This window comes from Flagellimonas ulvae (assembly GCF_049333175.1).
Taxonomy (GTDB): domain Bacteria; phylum Bacteroidota; class Bacteroidia; order Flavobacteriales; family Flavobacteriaceae; genus Flagellimonas.
Genome location: NZ_CP186325.1, coordinates 507,755 through 523,495 on the forward strand (window position 1 = coordinate 507,755; position 15,741 = coordinate 523,495).

The window sequence follows — 15,741 nt, forward strand, 5'->3', positions numbered from 1 at the left end:
TTGTTCTATTTGAAAAAAGAATCCATACCAGGAATATTGGGCATACCCTCTTTGGCAACAGCACCCAATTCGGCTTCGTTTACTTGAGTCGCTTTTTCTATCGCCTTGTTCAACGTAAGTATTAGATAATCTTCCAATTGTTCCTTGTCTTGCAATAAGGATTCGTCCACGCTGATGGATTTGATTTCACGGTTGGCCGTTAAGGTTACATGCAATAGTCCATCAGAAGACTTTTCATCCACCATAACTGTGTTTAAACGCTCTTTTGTGGCCTTTACTTTTTCTTGGGTTTCTTTCAATTTGCCCATCATGCCCATTAAATCACCAAACATATTTTTTTATTAAGAAATTCATTGTTAAAAGTAGTAAATTGGTCGAAATATAGCACTAATGAATCTTCGTCTAACACTAGCTCTCTTTTTGATTTTCTGCCTTACTTTTGTCGGTTCTTGTAAAAAAAATAATACGTCTATGGAAATAACGCCACCTGTGGCCAAAAAGGTTCCGAAATCTTTGGAGATGCATAATGATGTCCGTATTGATAACTATTACTGGATGAACGATAGAACGGACCAAGAAGTTTTGGATTACTTAAATGCGGAGAATGAGTATTATCAAAAGATGACTTCACATACCAAAGATTTTCAGACTACTCTTTTTCAAGAGATGAAATCTAGAATAAAGGAAGACGATTCCTCTGTACCCTACAAACTAAACGGATATTGGTACATAACCAAGTATGAAAAAGGAAAGGAGTATCCCATTTATTCGAGGAGAGTTGACACTTTGGAAAACAAAGATGAAGTGATGTTTGATTGTAATGTTTTGGCTGAAGGTCATGACTTCTTCAACTTAAGGGGAATTTCCATAAGCCCGAACAATGAGCTGGCTGCATATGCGGTAGATACGGTTTCACGAAGACAGTATACTATTCAGATTAAGAATTTAAAAACCGGTGAGGTTTATCCAGATAAAATTGACAATACGACAGGGAGTTCTGTATGGGCAGATGATAACAAGACTTTATTTTATACAAAGAAAGACCCGGTTACACTTCGTTCAGATAAGATATATAAACATGTTTTGGGTACTTCTTCGGAAAAAGATGAGTTAGTTTTTCATGAAGAAGATGATACCTTCAGCACGTTTGTATATAAGTCCAAATCAAGAGAATATATTATAATTGGTTCAGTAAGCACATTAACTTCAGAATATCAAATTCTTAAAGCTAATGATCCAAGCGGAGAGTTTAAAGTGTTTTCCCCAAGAGAAAGGGGTTTGGAATATTCTATATCACATTACCAAGAAGGTTTTTATGTACTGACCAATAAGGATGGTGCAACCAATTTCAAACTGATGCAAACCACTTCAGCTAAAACGGAATCGTCTAATTGGAAAGAGTTTATTCCACACAGAGAAGATGTGCTTTTGGAAGATGTGGATATTTTTAAAGAGTATTATGTATTGTCCGAACGTAAAAATGGACTGAATGAATTGAAGATAACAAGATGGGATAACTCAGATTCCTATTATTTGCCCTTTGATAGTGAAACATATGTGGCTGGAACTTCGGTTAATTTGGATTTTGATACCCAGGTTTTGCGTTATTTTTATAATGAAATGGGGGCTCCCTATGCCATTATTGATTTTGATATGGACACAAAGAGCAAGACCATTTTAAAAGAACTGGAAGTGCTAGGAGGGAAGTTTGACAAGGAAAACTATAGAACAAAACGTGTTTGGGCCACGGCACGTGATGGAGCAAAAGTCCCGATATCCATGGTGTATCATAAAAGCACTCCTATGGATGGCACCAGTCCTTTGCTACAATATGCATACGGTTCCTATGGTAATACCATTGACCCCTATTTTTCATCCATACGTTTGAGTTTATTGGATAGAGGCTTTGTGTATGCCATAGCGCATGTTCGAGGTGGAGAATATTTAGGTAGGCCTTGGTATGAGGACGGAAAGTTATTGCGCAAGAAAAACACCTTTACCGATTTCATTGATTGTTCCAAGTTTTTGATTGCTGAAAACTACACTAGTGCCGAGCATTTATATGCTAGTGGTGGTTCTGCCGGAGGATTGTTAATGGGAGCTATAGTCAATATGGCCCCTGAGTTATACAACGGAGTAATTGCCTCCGTACCTTTTGTGGATGTGGTTACCACCATGTTGGATGATACCATTCCTCTTACAACCGGCGAATATGACGAATGGGGCAATCCCAATGAAAAGGAATACTACGATTATATGAAATCCTATTCTCCTTACGATAACGTCGAAGCAAAAGCATACCCTAACCTTTATGTTTCCACAGGCTTGCACGATTCCCAAGTACAATATTGGGAGCCTGCTAAGTGGGTTGCAAAGTTGAGGGAGTTAAAAACAGATGACAATGTATTGTTTCTGGATACTAATATGGAGGCCGGTCATGGAGGTGCTTCGGGTAGGTTTGAATCCCTAAAGGAAACAGCTAAAGAGTACAGCTTTATACTGGACCTGGAAGGAAAAGCCCTGTAAAATAAAAAATACTATTTTTGCACCTATGTTTTTTGAAATTTCAAAAATCATCTCTTATCTAAGCCAATATGAAGAAACAGATAAATGCCTACAGCAGTATTCTTGACTTAATTGGAAGTACCCCCTTAGTTCGCCTTAATCGAATTGCTGAACCTTTGACCGGTAATTTTTATGCAAAACTGGAAGCCTTCAATCCAGGACATTCCGCAAAGGACAGAATCGCCTCTTATATAATAGAAGAAGCCGAAAGGAAAGGAATTTTAACACCTAACAGCACCATTATCGAAACTACATCTGGAAATACTGGATTTAGTTTGGCAATGGTAAGTATTGTGAAAGGGTACGATTGTATTTTGGCGGTAAGCTCAAAATCATCTCCTGATAAAATTGATATGTTGAGGTCTATGGGTGCCAAGGTATACGTTTGCCCAGCGCACGTAAGTGCAGATGATCCACGTTCCTACTATGAAGTGGCCAAGCGATTGCATAGCGAAATTGACAATTCAATTTATATCAATCAATATTTCAACGAATTGAATATTGAGGCACATTATAAAACAACAGGACCTGAAATTTGGGAACAAACCAATGGTCAAATCACCCATTTGGTGGCTTGCAATGGTACAGGAGGGACTATTTCGGGAATTGCCAGATACCTCAAAGAGCAAAATTCAAACATTCGAGTTTTGGGTGTGGATGCCTATGGTTCAGTGCTTCAAAAATTTCATGAAACTGGAGAGTTTGACCGAAATGAGATTTATCCATACCGTATTGAAGGCCTGGGGAAAAACCTGATTCCTTCTGCTACAGACTTCGAAACCATTGATAAATATGTGAAGGTAACTGACTCTGAAAGTGCCCACATGGCTAGAAAAGTGGCAAAAACAGAAGGCATTTTTGGTGGATATACCACTGGTGCTGCTGTTCAAGCTTTATATCAATTGGATATGGAAGGTGAATTTACTGAAGAAAGCAACATAGTGGTTATTTTCCCAGACCACGGTTCACGCTACATGAGCAAGGTATACAGCAATGAATGGATGGAAAACCAAGGTTTCTTTGACCATAAGAACACAGATGTTGCGGAAAAGATAGAATATGTAAAGTAAGTCATTATACTTTTAAGATATTGAACGACAATGGTTGGCATTGTCGTTTTTTTATGGAAAAAATTCGATTATGTGGGCAATCCAAAAATATATATTTTTGCACCTGAAACAACTATGCGGTAGATGAGAGATTTATTTGACAGAATTATCGAGAATAAAGGTCCATTAGGAAAATGGGCATCACAAGCTGAAGGCTACTTTGTATTTCCAAAATTGGAAGGACCTATATCCAATAGAATGAAGTTTCATGGAAAGGAAGTAATTACATGGAGCGTAAATGATTATCTCGGATTGGCAAATCTTCCAGAAGTGAAAAAAGTGGATGGAGATGCAGCGTATGAACATGGCTCTGCCTATCCAATGGGTGCTCGTATGATGAGTGGACATACGGATTATCACGAGCAATTAGAGCAGGAATTGGCCGATTTTGTAAATAAAGAATCCTCTTATTTGTTGAACTTTGGCTATCAAGGAATCATGTCTGCTATTGATGCTTTGGTTTCCAAAGATGACATTATCGTATATGATGTGGACTGCCACGCCTGTATTATTGATGGTGTACGTTTACATGTCGGAAAACGATTTACGTTCAAACATAATGATGTTGAAAGTTTAGAAAAAAACTTGGAGCGTGCCACGAAACTTGCTCAAGAAACCGGAGGTGGAATTTTAGTGATTTCTGAAGGGGTTTTTGGAATGCGAGGAGAGCAGGGAATACTAAAAGAAATAGTTGCCCTGAAAGAAAAGTTTAAGTTTAGGTTATTGGTGGACGATGCACATGGCTTTGGTACTCTTGGAAAAACAGGAGCAGGAGCAGGAGAGGAACAGGACGTTCAAGATGATATTGATGTTTATTTTGCCACTTTCGCCAAGTCCATGGCAGGAATTGGGGCATTTTTAGCTGCTGACAAAGAAATTATTGATTTCTTAAAATACAACCTACGTTCTCAAATGTTCGCAAAATCATTGCCCATGATTTATGTAAAAGGAGCATTAAAGCGTTTGGATATGCTGCGCACCATGCCTGAGCTTAAGGCTAAGCTTTGGGAAAATGTGAATGCACTTCAAAATGGACTTAAAGAACGTGGTTTTGATATTGGTACAACTTCGAGTTGTGTTACACCTGTATATTTGAACGGTAGTATTCCTGAAGCAATGGCCCTGGTAAAGGATTTGCGCGAAAACTATGGTATTTTTTGCTCAATTGTGGTGTATCCGGTAATTCCTAGGGGATTGATACTACTTCGTATGATTCCTACAGCTACCCATACCATGCAGGACATAGTAGAAACCTTGGATGCTTTCTCCGCAATTCGCGAAAGACTGCAAAATGGTACGTACAAACGTCTTTCTGCTGCCGTTGCTGCAGCTATGGGAGAGTAATTTTTTTAGTGAAAGTACTTGTTGATGATGGCAAGCACCGAATTTCTATAGGAACTTCCAAATAGATTTAGGTGTACCAATAAATAGTATAATTGGTAAATCTCTGTTATGTCTTTTTGTTTGTGGTGTGGAGGGATGATTTCATGATAGGCAGCATAAAAGGAGGGACCAAATCCTCCAAAGAGCCTGCTCATGGCCAAATCAACTTCTGAATGACCAACATACGTACTAGGGTCGATTAATACGGGAGTACCGTCCTCAGCAATCAAAAAATTTCCTCCCCATAAGTCTCCATGCAAAAGGGCAGGTTTGACTTTACCAATAAGGGAAGTACAAACAGCTACTAGATTATTTTTTGAAGGAATGTCTTCTCTATTCAATAGGCTTTTTTCTTTGGCCGTTTGAATTTGAGGAATAAGTCGGTGTTTGACATAAAAAGTGGACCAATCATCTTCTATTGTATTGTTTTGGTGTAAATGCCCTATAAAATTGTCAAATTGGCCACCAAATCTATTGGGTTGAGCAACAAGATGTAATTCTGCCAGCTTATGACCCAAACGCTCAAAATCATTAGAATCTGGTGTTTTACTTTCTATAAATTCGAGAATCAAATAACCAGTCCGGTCAAATACACCTTCAGCATAAACCTTTGGAACCTTAATTGTTTGGGTAGCTTCCAACAGTTTCAACCCTCTTGATTCAGAAATAAAAAGTTGTTCCGCCCAAGGTTTAGAAGAGGTTTTTACGAAGAAGCGATTAGAAGCGATTTCGATTATGTTAGCATTTGCAATATCCCCTCCGCTAACAGATGTACTCCGTAAAATGGGGGAACCAAGAACAGCTTCGAGATGGGATTTTAGTTTAGGACTCACAATCAAGTATGATTCATCTCCCTAAAAATAAGAAATACAAATCCTTTGGATATCTCCTCTTGATTGGAGTAACCAAGTAAAAACCGCTTCGCCTTTTTGAATAGTTACTATGCTTTAATCAACCGCTCAACCGAAGCTCCCCTTTTTTGGAGTTCTTTGGTGTTTTTCCTCAACAGTTTATTGGCGATACGATTGATTTTTTTTGGAGCAATCGTCTTCCAGCTTTCCACATCATTTTGAAAATCCATTTTAAATTGTACCCGTGAAAGGTCTCTTATAACGCAATAATTTGCTAGAGGATGAGGATTTTCACTGTTTTTGTTTGCGTTGGCGGTAAATGCCTCTATCAAGGGGTGTATCCTATCTTGTGCCAAGCTGAGTTCCGAAAGCTTCGCCCGATACTCTAAATCCGGTCCTTTAAGATTTGGGTACTTCTTTTTATCTGCAAAATGTCTTCCTTCATGAGCTAAATAGCTAATTCTAAATTTCTCACTTTCTAAGTCGTATGCTTCCTCAACACAATAAATGGCACTATCTGTGGCCCAACCCCCGGGATAACGATTACCAAAAGTGGCATACTCTTCCCACCCTAAGGTTACAAAATCGTTCATAAAGACCACTTTTACTTGAATTTTTTCATCTTTCAATTCAAAAGTATATAGAGAGTCCCTTTGTGATTTCCAAACCAACAAATCAAATATTCTTCCAGTTCTGCCCATTTCCTTGATAGTATGGTAGCCTTTGCTTTTGATGTATTCACTTACTAGGTATCCGAGGGTGTCTCTTTCAATCTCCATATTTTTGGTGGGAGTATATTCTTTTTGAAGGAAGGCGGTTGTTTCTTTCGCCAAGATATCGTTGAAACTACCTTTTGGGTCCAACAAGGATTTTCGCCAGTAGTTTCTAAGGATCAACTGTAAGTCATGTATTCTGGATTGATTATTTTTTAGATAATCTGAACGATCTTTATCGAATTTGAACCTTTTATTGAAATCTTCAATGAATAGAATATCTTTCTCACTTAATTCCTCAGGATTCTTTTCTAGAAGCGGGAATATATCTTTCACATTGGCATCTAACGCAAGGGAGTAGATTCGCTTATAATCCAATGTTTCTCTTTTATCCATTGTTTTTTGGGCAAATACTCCATGGATTATAAGAAGTAGAAAGCCTAATTGAAATTTTTGATAAGTAACCCTTTGCATCCTATAAATATTTTAGGGTCAAAGGTATATGGGTTGCCCAAGACAAAATTGTACGATATCAACTATTTAGGTCACGTTTAAATCTAGCGGGAGACATGTCATAAACGGATTTGAAAGAACGTATAAAGTGGGAGTCATCATAGAAACCCAATTCAAACGAAATGGAGCTAATATTTTTTGTAGTGTTCAATAAGAGATGAATGGCTCTCTCAAGTTTAACCTTCATTTGGAATTCCTGTAACGTACATCCTGAGTATAATTTGAACGCTCTTGACAAATAAACTGGATGCACATAAACCTTATCTGATAATTCATTCAGAGAATGAAACTTATGCGTTTCCTCTTGAACAATTTCACAAACACTTTTGACCCAAGGCCGTACATTTGTTGTTGTAAAAGGTGTGATTAATTGGGAATAAAAACTATAGACTTCATCAAAAATTATATCATTTGAAGGGTGCTTTTTAAGTTGTAAAAACAATTTGTAGAAAAAAGGATATTTGGCTGCGCTAAACTTTACCGGCCTATCTTTCACTAGTGCAAAGGGCTTTGCTAGGTGATTAAACCAATCTGGTTTGAACTCAATATTAAAACAGGTGCCATTATTTTTCTCAAAACAATTTCTATGTCCATATCCCTTCGGCCTGTAGAGTACCTCACCCGGAGCAATGGTTTGGGTTATTGCTTCTCCCTCTTCAAGATACCTTCCATTGACAAGGAGGCTGACATATGGATTTGCGTGATTATGCGCTGCAATAATGGATTCAGGAGCATAGTTGGTAATGCAGAGTTTCAAATACTGATTTTCCAGCGTTTTGGTGCTGTTTCCAAAATATTCTCCTGTAGCTAAATTGAGCATATGCTATTAGTGTATAATTAATAGAGTACTCAATAGGCCATTTTGTTACATCACATCAAATTCTTTCGATAAGTTCTTCTGCGCTTGTGGGTCACAGGGTTAAAGCTCTTCCACATTTGCCGTATTGCTACGTTATCTTCTAACTCAGGAGTTCTGATACAATTCACAATCCCTCTTTCTTGGAAGACTTTGTAGTATTCATTGAAGATAACTGCAGTTACTCCTTTGTTTTGATAATCGGGATGAATACCAATCAAGTAGAAAATAACATCTTTACTATGTTTTTTTGCTTTTAGAAGATGAAAAATACCCGTGGGAAACAATTTTCCATTTGCTTTTTGCAAAGCTTTGGAAAACGAAGGCATTACAATAGCAAAGGCAACCAGATTTTCATCAGAGTCCACAACGAATTTGATGTACTCGGGATTGATAAAACTTATATATTTCTTTTTAAAATATTCCTTTTGTATATCGGTTATTTTAACAAAGGAAGATAGCTTGGAATAAGTCTCATTGAACAAATCGAACATCTTGTCCACCCAAGGCATAATTTCTTTGCTAGTGGTAAAATTCATTTCTTTTAGGCCATACCTTTTCTTGATTAGTAAATTGGCCTTGGTGAAAATCTTAGGGTCAGCACTGGCAAACAAGAATTTGTTTTCCAAATATTCTTTTTCTTTGACCAAACCGTGATGTTCGTAATGCGACTGATAATAGGAGTGGTTGTACCATGTAATCATAGTTCCAATATGGTCAAAACCATCTATGAGCACACCTACCTTATCCAAATTGGAAAAACCTACCGGTCCTTCCATATAGTCCAAATTGTGTTCTTTTCCAATGCTGGCAACTTTATCCAACAGGGCTTTGGACACTTCTAGGTCATCAACAAAATCAAACCATCCAAAACGCATTTTAAAAAGTTTCTGCTCCTTTACCTCCAACCAGTTGATAATGGCCGCGACTCTTCCAACCAGCTTTTTTCCTTTAAAGGCCAGAAAAAAAATGGCTTCCGCATTTTTGAAGACGGGATTTTTGTCTGGATTAAAGGATTCCATCTCGTCATTTATGATAGGAGGGACCCAGTATGGGGAGTTTTTATAAAGCGAAAAAGGAAACTTTACAAAGCGTTTTAAATCGACTTTGTTTTCTACCTTTTGAATAGTGATCATATAATGAGTTTTCTAAACCCAATAATAGGAATAATTCCAGTCAGGATAGCAATGGAACGAACAAAACCTTAGAAGTCGTCTTTTTTCTTTTTCCTTTTACGACTTTTCTTAAAGTTCTGTTTTTGGATTTTCTTTTCTTTGGATGGTTTTTGGTCCGCAATAGGAACCAATTTATCCTTATGAAAATCCAGACGGTAGGAAAACCCAAGCACAGCGAAGACGCGTGAGGGGTCATTTTTAAAATTGGAGCCTAGATGGAAATCGGCCTGAAAATTCTCGTTGAACAAATGAGCGACTCCTGTACGTAAGAGTATATCATTTTGTATTCCGCCCAAAAAACCCTGGTTTTCAAAAAATACACTCCATTTGGGATTACGAAATGCGTGTGTTAACGAAACTGCGTAGCTCCATTGGGAAAAATCAGTCCCAATTCGATCATAGGCTACATTAGAAATCAGCACAAATCTTGGCGTAAGTCGGCTTTGTGTAGCAATCGCGACTCGGGGAGAGACCGTAGGTGCACTTACAAAAAATGGGTTTTCCCCTAAATTAAAGGTAGCTCCGGCATAGAGAGATATTGCAGGTATCAAGTTTTTTAGTTGGAAAACGTTATTGGCTCTCCAACTGTATAGGTTGGGTTTGTTGCTTTGAGGGTCTTTGAAAGGGTCAAATATTAAATATTTAATTCCTGCCCGGTTTCTGGAAAAATCAGTTCGTGTATCTTCAAGACCTGTATCAATAAACGTAAGATTCTGATTGATGAATGAACCTTCGTAGATAATCTCGAGTTGCTCGAACAAAACCCCATAACGAATGGCAAAATCGGCACCAAAAATATTGGAGTCAGAATTCAGAGATGCATCGTCCTGTTGTTCATATAAAATCCCCACTTCTGCTTGCACAACACCTGTGCCTACGGAATATGCGCTCACTGCCCTACCAGGCCTATTTGAATTGATTACATCAGTATATTGGCCTATGGCCAAACAGGGAAGAAAAAGAAAAATAAAGAGTTTGCTGCGTAAATGATTGATGTCCATATAACTTTTTAATACTATTTTAAGATACTTTATTGCTTTTGGATAGACTTACAAGGTAATTTTGATGCAATAGTTCAGTCATATGGTTTTAATACAAACGATTTTACTTCTCATATTAGTATACTACGCGGTGAAATTGCTTGCAAGATGGTTGGCGCCAAAGCTGTTCGGATATGCCATGAAGAAGACCCAAGAACGGTTTGGAGGTCAGTTTGCGCAACAGGATCATCAAGAAGCGAATACATCCAAAGAAGGAGAAACCTCGGTATTTACGAGACCTACCCGAAAATCGAACCCCTCAAAAAAAGTTGGAGAATATATAGATTTTGAAGAAATTGACTAATATTTGCTTTCTCAAAATCAGCTCATGAAGCCATCTCCAAAATATGCTATCCCTCATCTTGGCGCTTTACTTTTCTTCATTCTAGTAGCTTTAATCTACTTCTACCCGGTTTTACAGGGAAAGGCCATTTTTCAATCAGACATTGCCCAATACAAGGGTATGGCCAAAGAACGTAACGAATATAAAGAACTAACGGGCGAGGAGTCTTACTGGACCAATAGTGCTTTTGGGGGTATGCCAACGTATCAACTAGGGGCCAATTATCCGCATGATTACGTAAAGAAATTGGACCGCCTGATACGTTTTTTACCACGCCCTGCTGATTATCTCTTTTTGTACTTCATTGGTTTTTATATTCTGATGTTGTGCCTAAAGGTAGAATTTAGGTTAGCTGTTTTGGGAGCGTTGGCCTTTGGATTTTCTACCTATCTCATAATCATACTCGGCGTTGGACATAACGCTAAGGCCCATGCTTTGGGATATATTCCTATGGTTTTGGGAGGAATCATATTGGTCTTCCGAAAAAAATACCTGCTCGGTTTTATTCTTACAGCTTTGGCTATGGCCTTGGAAATAAGTGCCAATCACTATCAAATGACCTATTACTTCATGCTTCTGGTTTTAATTCTCGGACTGGTCTATTTGGTGTATGCCATAAAGAAAAAAGAACTCAAACATTACTTTCTTTCGGTAGGTCTTTTAGTTTTAGCCGTGGCTCTTTCCATTACCACGAATGCTACTGGACTTTTAGCGACCAAGGAATATGCAGATTGGAGTACACGGGGCAAATCAGAATTGACCATTAATCCAGATGGAAGTGCAAAAGCAGTATCCAATGGATTGGATAAGGAATACATTACTCGATACAGCTATGGTATAGCAGAGTCTCTGAATTTGTTTTCTCCAAGACTTTTTGGCGGTTCTGGGAATGAAGACTTGGGAACTAGTTCTAAAGCCTACGAGTATCTGGTGGGACAGGGATTACAGCCTACTAAGGCTTTAGAGTTTTCAAGTGGATTGCCCTTATATTGGGGAAGTCAGCCCATAGTGGCGGGGCCTCCTTATGTTGGAGCCATAGTGTTATTCCTCTTTGTTCTAGGTCTATTTTTGGTTAAGGGTAAACGCAAGTGGTGGTTGGCGCTAGGGGCATTACTTTCTTTGGTTCTTTCTTGGGGTAAAAACTTTCCCGAGCTTACCAATTTTATGATTGACTATTTCCCGTTGTACAATAAGTTTCGTGCTGTTTCATCCATTCAGGTTGTTCTGGAACTATGCTTACCCGTACTAGGTGTTTTAGGGCTACGGGAGATTTTTAGGGCCAAAATCCAAAAGAAGAATATGTTGAAGGCTCTAAAATGGAGTTTTTTCATCATGTTGGGATTGGTGGTTACCATCTTTCTGTTGATGGGCTTTTTTGATTTTGTGGGAATGCGGGATGAAACTTTCAGGTCTTATTTTGGAGATGAATTGGTTTCCATGATACAAAGGGATAGGGAAGCTGTTTATATAAACGATACCATACGTTCCCTCATTTATGTTGTGTTGGCCACATTGGTCATATGGTTATTGATAAAGGAAAAAATAAGTAAGAACATTGCTACCATTGCCTTGGGAGTACTTGTTTTGTTTGATTTGGTAGGTGTGGCATTACGTTATGTAAATGAAGACGATTTTGTAAGACAACGCCAAGTAAATACACCTTTTCAGGCCAGTCAGATTGATAATGCCATTCAGCAGGATACCGATATTTACCGGGTTTTTGACCCACAGGAGGGAATAAATGGGGCTAGGACTTCATATTTCCATAAATCCATTGGAGGTTATCATGCAGCCAAACCGAAGCGCCTTCAGGATTTATTTGAATACCATCTGTATAATAACAATACAGAAGTATTGGATATGCTGAATGTAAAATATGTGATACAACAAGATGAAGAAGGAAATAGTGTTCCCGCCATCAACGACCAGAGAAATGGAAATGCATGGTTTGTGGAACGCATAGTTCCTGTAAATTCTTCCAATGCCGAAATTCAGGGATTAGCCTCTTTTGAATCAAAAACGGAGGCAGTTGTCAATACCAAAATGTATCCAACACTAACAAAGCATTATTACACGGTTGATTCTTTGGCCACAATTGATTTAACAGAGTACCGACCTAACTTCATAAAGTATCGTTCTAACAATAGTAACGAAGGATTTGCTGTTTTTTCAGAAATGCACTATCCAGAGGGTTGGGAGGTTACGATTGATGGAAAAGCACAAAATCATTTTAGGGTGAATTATGCCTTGCGAGGTTTGAGAATTCCACCAGGGCAGCATGATATTGTGTTTAAGTTTGAACCTAAAGTGGTTCAGATGGGCAGTCAAATAAGTCTGGCCAGTTGTATTGGTTTGGCCGTTATTATTTTAGGAGGCTTCGGATTCTCCATGTTTTCATCAGGTAAAAAGAAAAAAAGCAAAGCCTGATGCAAAAGGTTTTGATCATAGCGTATTACTGGCCGCCAGCCGGTGGGCCAGGAGTTCAGCGATGGCTAAAATTTGTGAAGTATCTACCGGATTTTGGAATTGAACCCATTGTCTATGTTCCAAAAAATCCAAATTACCCCATACAGGATGCCCATTTAGAAGCCGAAGTACCTAAAGGCATTCAGATTTTAAAACACCCTATAAAAGAACCTTATGCTTTTGCCTCACTTCTCTCCAAGAAGAAAACAAAGAGTATTAGTTCAGGAGTGATTCCCGACAAAAAAGCATCACCTCTTTCAAAGCTCATGTTATGGGTACGCGGTAATTTCTTTATTCCGGATGCTCGTAAATTCTGGATTAAACCCTCCATCACATATCTTTCAAATTTTATTGCAAAGGAAGGGATAGAAACCATAATCACGACAGGACCACCCCATAGCGTACATCTTATTGGCTTGGGTCTTAAAAAGAAGCACAACGTTCAATGGCTTGCGGATTTTAGGGATCCATGGACTTCCATAGGGTATCACAAAAAGCTAAGATTGACCAAATCTTCTCAAAAAAAGCATAAGTATCTAGAGAAGACGGTACTGGATACAGCGGATAAGTTGATTGCGACCAGCAATACCACCAAAGCTGAGTTTGAAGAGATAACAAATACTCCTATTAAAACAATCACCAATGGTTTTGATGATGTTTCCGAAACAAAGAGATTAGATTCAAAATTTACTGTTTCCCATATTGGTTCGCTACTTACTGGGAGAAATCCTATTGGTTTATGGCAAGCACTAAGAGAACTGGTTGATGCCCAGATGGATTTTGCTGATGCTTTGAAGATTCAGTTGGTTGGAGTAGTGGGAGAGGAAGTTAAAGATTCAATCACCAATTTTGGATTAGCTGATTATGTAGATTTTATGGGCTATATATCCCATGAAAATGTATTGCAATTGCAGCAACGAACCCAGGTTTTACTTTTGTTGGAGATAGATTCAGAGGAAACCAAAGGCATTATCCCAGGAAAACTTTTTGAATATTTCAAAGCTGGAAGACCAATTTTAGGTATTGGTCCCAAAGATTGGGAGGCGGGTCAAATGATTAATACCACACAATCTGGAGAAGTTTTTCGCCATTCAGAAACAGAATTAATTAAAGCTGTACTTTTGGATTGGTTTCAGCAATACCAGAACGAGGCACTATATTCAAAGGCAAAAGATATTGAAAAGTATCACAGAAAGGTATTGACAGAATCTTTGGCAAATTACATTCGATGGGAATCGTCCTGAAGCAATCCTTAAAAAATGTGTTTACAACCTATCTAGGCTTTCTGTTCGGTGCGGTGAACACTGTTTTTTTATATACCAAGATTCTTCCTGATTCATATTACGGATTGGTTACTTTTATTCTTGCTTCCGGGGCAATTCTAATGCCATTAATGGCTTTTGGAGTCCATAATACCATTGTAAAGTTCCATAGTCATTACCAAGAAACAGAAAAAGACGGTTTTCTTACCCTTATGCTTCTTACCCCTTTGCTGGGAACTATGCCGGTATGCTGTTTGGTTTTTTGCTTTTATGAACCTCTGGGGAATCTGGTATCTCAGGAAAACCCAATGGTAAAAGACTATTTGTGGTATGTATTTTTTGTGGGATTGTCCATGGCATACTTTGAGGTTTTCTACGCCTGGTGTAAAGTACACTTAAAATCGGTTTTTGGTAATTTCATGAAGGAGGTATTTGGCAGGGTAGGGGTTACTGTTTTACTGGTACTATTGTATTTTGAAGTGTTTTCGTTGGATACGTTCTTTAAGCTTTTGGTAGGATTATATATTCTTAGGGCCATTGTATTAAAGATATATGCATTCCGTATTCACTTTCCGAAGTTGGACTTTTCATTTCCAAATAATACCAAAGAAGTGTTGTTGTATTCTTTGCTTCTTATTTTGGGAGGGTCTGCAGCACTGATACTTTTGGAGATAGACAAGGTAATGATAAATCAATTTGTTCAAATTGAAAATGTAGCTTATTACGGGGTTGCAGTATACATTGCTACAGTCATTATTGTGCCATCTAGGGCAATGCATCAGATTACTTATCCGTTAACTGCCGAATTACTCAATAATGGGGATTCATTTGGTTTGGAAGCATTATATAAGAAAACTTCCCTGACCTTGTTTATTGCTTCCGGTATTCTCTTTTTATTGATTGTTCTCAACTTGGAAGATTTATACCTGCTATTGCCAGAAAATTACCGAGACGGATTTTTTATCGTTTTTCTGATTGGAATGGCCAAGGTGCTTGATTCTCTACTGGGAAACAACAATTCTATTCTATACAATTCCAAGTATTACAAAACTATCTTGATTTTTGGGGTTGGACTGTCCGCTTTGACAATAGCTCTAAATCTGCTTCTTATCCCTAAATATGGAATAGAAGGTGCCGCTTTAGCCAGCTTTATTTCCATTTTTTTATTCAATTTGACCAAAATAGTATTTGTAAAACTAAAATTCGGAATATTACCGTTCACCAAATCCACATTCAAAGTGTTTGCTGCATTGGTTTTATTGGGAGCGTTGTTTAGTGTATTTAATTTTGATTTCCATCCCATCTTGAACATCCTTTTGAAATCGGGCTTTATTGTCATCATGTATTTAGGTATTTTGTATCGGTTTGAAATATCCGAGGATATATCAGGAGTGCTTTCCAAATGGTTGCGAAAAAGCGAATGATTTCAAAGAAAAACCCCGTGGCGGATAAATCCAACCACGGG

The 15,741-nt window shown here is 38.1% G+C and carries 13 protein-coding genes; 7 read left to right on the forward strand and 6 right to left on the reverse strand.

What is annotated here, in order from left to right:
* Nucleotides 1–5: 5 nt before the first annotated feature.
* On the reverse strand, nucleotides 6–332 hold the full coding sequence (locus tag ACOKFD_RS02305; protein WP_422859771.1) for a YbaB/EbfC family nucleoid-associated protein: 327 nt from the start codon (nucleotides 330–332) through the stop codon (nucleotides 6–8).
* A gap of 58 nt (nucleotides 333–390) precedes the next feature.
* On the opposite strand from ACOKFD_RS02305, the gene ACOKFD_RS02310 reads away from it, so the two are divergent.
* From ACOKFD_RS02310 to ACOKFD_RS02320, 3 genes are all read left to right on the forward strand, one after another.
* On the forward strand, nucleotides 391–2,526 hold the full coding sequence (locus ACOKFD_RS02310; protein ID WP_422859772.1) for a S9 family peptidase: 2,136 nt from the start codon (nucleotides 391–393) through the stop codon (nucleotides 2,524–2,526).
* Nucleotides 2,527–2,594: 68 nt separating this feature from the next.
* The gene (locus tag ACOKFD_RS02315; RefSeq protein WP_422859773.1) at nucleotides 2,595–3,635 is read left to right on the forward strand and encodes a PLP-dependent cysteine synthase family protein; all 1,041 of its coding nucleotides are present in this window, start codon (nucleotides 2,595–2,597) and stop codon (nucleotides 3,633–3,635) included.
* 123 nt (nucleotides 3,636–3,758) lie between these two features.
* Nucleotides 3,759–5,018, forward strand: a complete 1,260-nt coding sequence (locus ACOKFD_RS02320; RefSeq protein WP_422859774.1) for an aminotransferase class I/II-fold pyridoxal phosphate-dependent enzyme — start codon at nucleotides 3,759–3,761, stop codon at nucleotides 5,016–5,018.
* A gap of 5 nt (nucleotides 5,019–5,023) precedes the next feature.
* On the opposite strand, the gene ACOKFD_RS02325 is transcribed toward ACOKFD_RS02320, so the two are convergent.
* The 5 genes from ACOKFD_RS02325 to ACOKFD_RS02345 all read right to left on the reverse strand — a co-directional run bounded on the left by ACOKFD_RS02325 (nucleotide 5,024) and on the right by ACOKFD_RS02345 (nucleotide 10,166).
* Nucleotides 5,024–5,890, reverse strand: a complete 867-nt coding sequence (locus ACOKFD_RS02325) for a fructosamine kinase family protein (RefSeq protein ID WP_422859775.1) — start codon at nucleotides 5,888–5,890, stop codon at nucleotides 5,024–5,026.
* Nucleotides 5,891–5,997: 107 nt separating this feature from the next.
* Nucleotides 5,998–7,017 carry a hypothetical protein gene (locus tag ACOKFD_RS02330; protein WP_422859776.1) on the reverse strand — a complete coding sequence of 340 codons (1,020 nt, stop codon included), beginning with the start codon at nucleotides 7,015–7,017 and terminating at the stop codon, nucleotides 5,998–6,000.
* A gap of 136 nt (nucleotides 7,018–7,153) precedes the next feature.
* A complete protein-coding gene (locus ACOKFD_RS02335) occupies nucleotides 7,154–7,954 on the reverse strand; it encodes a helix-turn-helix domain-containing protein (RefSeq protein WP_422859777.1) in 801 nt (266 codons plus the stop codon).
* 50 nt (nucleotides 7,955–8,004) lie between these two features.
* Nucleotides 8,005–9,126 (reverse strand): GTP cyclohydrolase, encoded by a 1,122-nt coding sequence (locus ACOKFD_RS02340; protein WP_422859778.1) that lies wholly within the window; start codon nucleotides 9,124–9,126, stop codon nucleotides 8,005–8,007.
* 68 nt (nucleotides 9,127–9,194) lie between these two features.
* Nucleotides 9,195–10,166: a transporter gene (locus tag ACOKFD_RS02345; RefSeq protein WP_422859779.1), complete on the reverse strand. Its 972-nt coding sequence runs from the start codon at nucleotides 10,164–10,166 to the stop codon at nucleotides 9,195–9,197.
* Between the two features lie 82 nt (nucleotides 10,167–10,248).
* Here ACOKFD_RS02345 and ACOKFD_RS02350 point away from each other — a divergent pair, with 82 nt between their 5' ends.
* The 4 genes from ACOKFD_RS02350 to ACOKFD_RS02365 are packed head-to-tail and all read left to right on the forward strand — an operon-like array spanning nucleotide 10,249 to nucleotide 15,700.
* Nucleotides 10,249–10,509, forward strand: a complete 261-nt coding sequence (locus ACOKFD_RS02350; RefSeq protein WP_422859780.1) for a DUF4834 family protein — start codon at nucleotides 10,249–10,251, stop codon at nucleotides 10,507–10,509.
* 24 nt (nucleotides 10,510–10,533) lie between these two features.
* Nucleotides 10,534–12,975: a YfhO family protein gene (locus ACOKFD_RS02355; protein ID WP_422859781.1), complete on the forward strand. Its 2,442-nt coding sequence runs from the start codon at nucleotides 10,534–10,536 to the stop codon at nucleotides 12,973–12,975.
* Entirely contained in the window at nucleotides 12,975–14,258 is a 1,284-nt protein-coding gene (locus ACOKFD_RS02360; protein WP_422859782.1) for a glycosyl transferase family 1, read from the forward strand. The genes ACOKFD_RS02355 and ACOKFD_RS02360 overlap by 1 nt, the downstream gene beginning before the upstream one ends.
* Complete coding sequence (locus ACOKFD_RS02365; RefSeq protein ID WP_422859783.1) at nucleotides 14,243–15,700, forward strand: polysaccharide biosynthesis C-terminal domain-containing protein; 1,458 nt, start codon at nucleotides 14,243–14,245, stop codon at nucleotides 15,698–15,700. The genes ACOKFD_RS02360 and ACOKFD_RS02365 overlap by 16 nt, the downstream gene beginning before the upstream one ends.
* Nucleotides 15,701–15,741 lie beyond the last annotated feature (41 nt).

Coding starts and splice junctions, on each gene's coding strand:
- ACOKFD_RS02320 (WP_422859774.1), top strand. CDS start 3,759: ATGAGAGATTTATTTGACAGAATTATCGAGAATAAAGGTCCATTAGGA.
- ACOKFD_RS02360 (WP_422859782.1), top strand. CDS start 12,975: ATGCAAAAGGTTTTGATCATAGCGTATTACTGGCCGCCAGCCGGTGGG.
- ACOKFD_RS02345 (WP_422859779.1), bottom strand. CDS start 10,166: ATGGACATCAATCATTTACGCAGCAAACTCTTTATTTTTCTTTTTCTT.
- ACOKFD_RS02340 (WP_422859778.1), bottom strand. CDS start 9,126: ATGATCACTATTCAAAAGGTAGAAAACAAAGTCGATTTAAAACGCTTT.
- ACOKFD_RS02310 (WP_422859772.1), top strand. CDS start 391: ATGAATCTTCGTCTAACACTAGCTCTCTTTTTGATTTTCTGCCTTACT.
- ACOKFD_RS02335 (WP_422859777.1), bottom strand. CDS start 7,954: ATGCTCAATTTAGCTACAGGAGAATATTTTGGAAACAGCACCAAAACG.
- ACOKFD_RS02350 (WP_422859780.1), top strand. CDS start 10,249: ATGGTTTTAATACAAACGATTTTACTTCTCATATTAGTATACTACGCG.
- ACOKFD_RS02315 (WP_422859773.1), top strand. CDS start 2,595: ATGAAGAAACAGATAAATGCCTACAGCAGTATTCTTGACTTAATTGGA.
- ACOKFD_RS02355 (WP_422859781.1), top strand. CDS start 10,534: ATGAAGCCATCTCCAAAATATGCTATCCCTCATCTTGGCGCTTTACTT.
- ACOKFD_RS02305 (WP_422859771.1), bottom strand. CDS start 332: ATGTTTGGTGATTTAATGGGCATGATGGGCAAATTGAAAGAAACCCAA.
- ACOKFD_RS02365 (WP_422859783.1), top strand. CDS start 14,243: ATGGGAATCGTCCTGAAGCAATCCTTAAAAAATGTGTTTACAACCTAT.
- ACOKFD_RS02330 (WP_422859776.1), bottom strand. CDS start 7,017: ATGGATAAAAGAGAAACATTGGATTATAAGCGAATCTACTCCCTTGCG.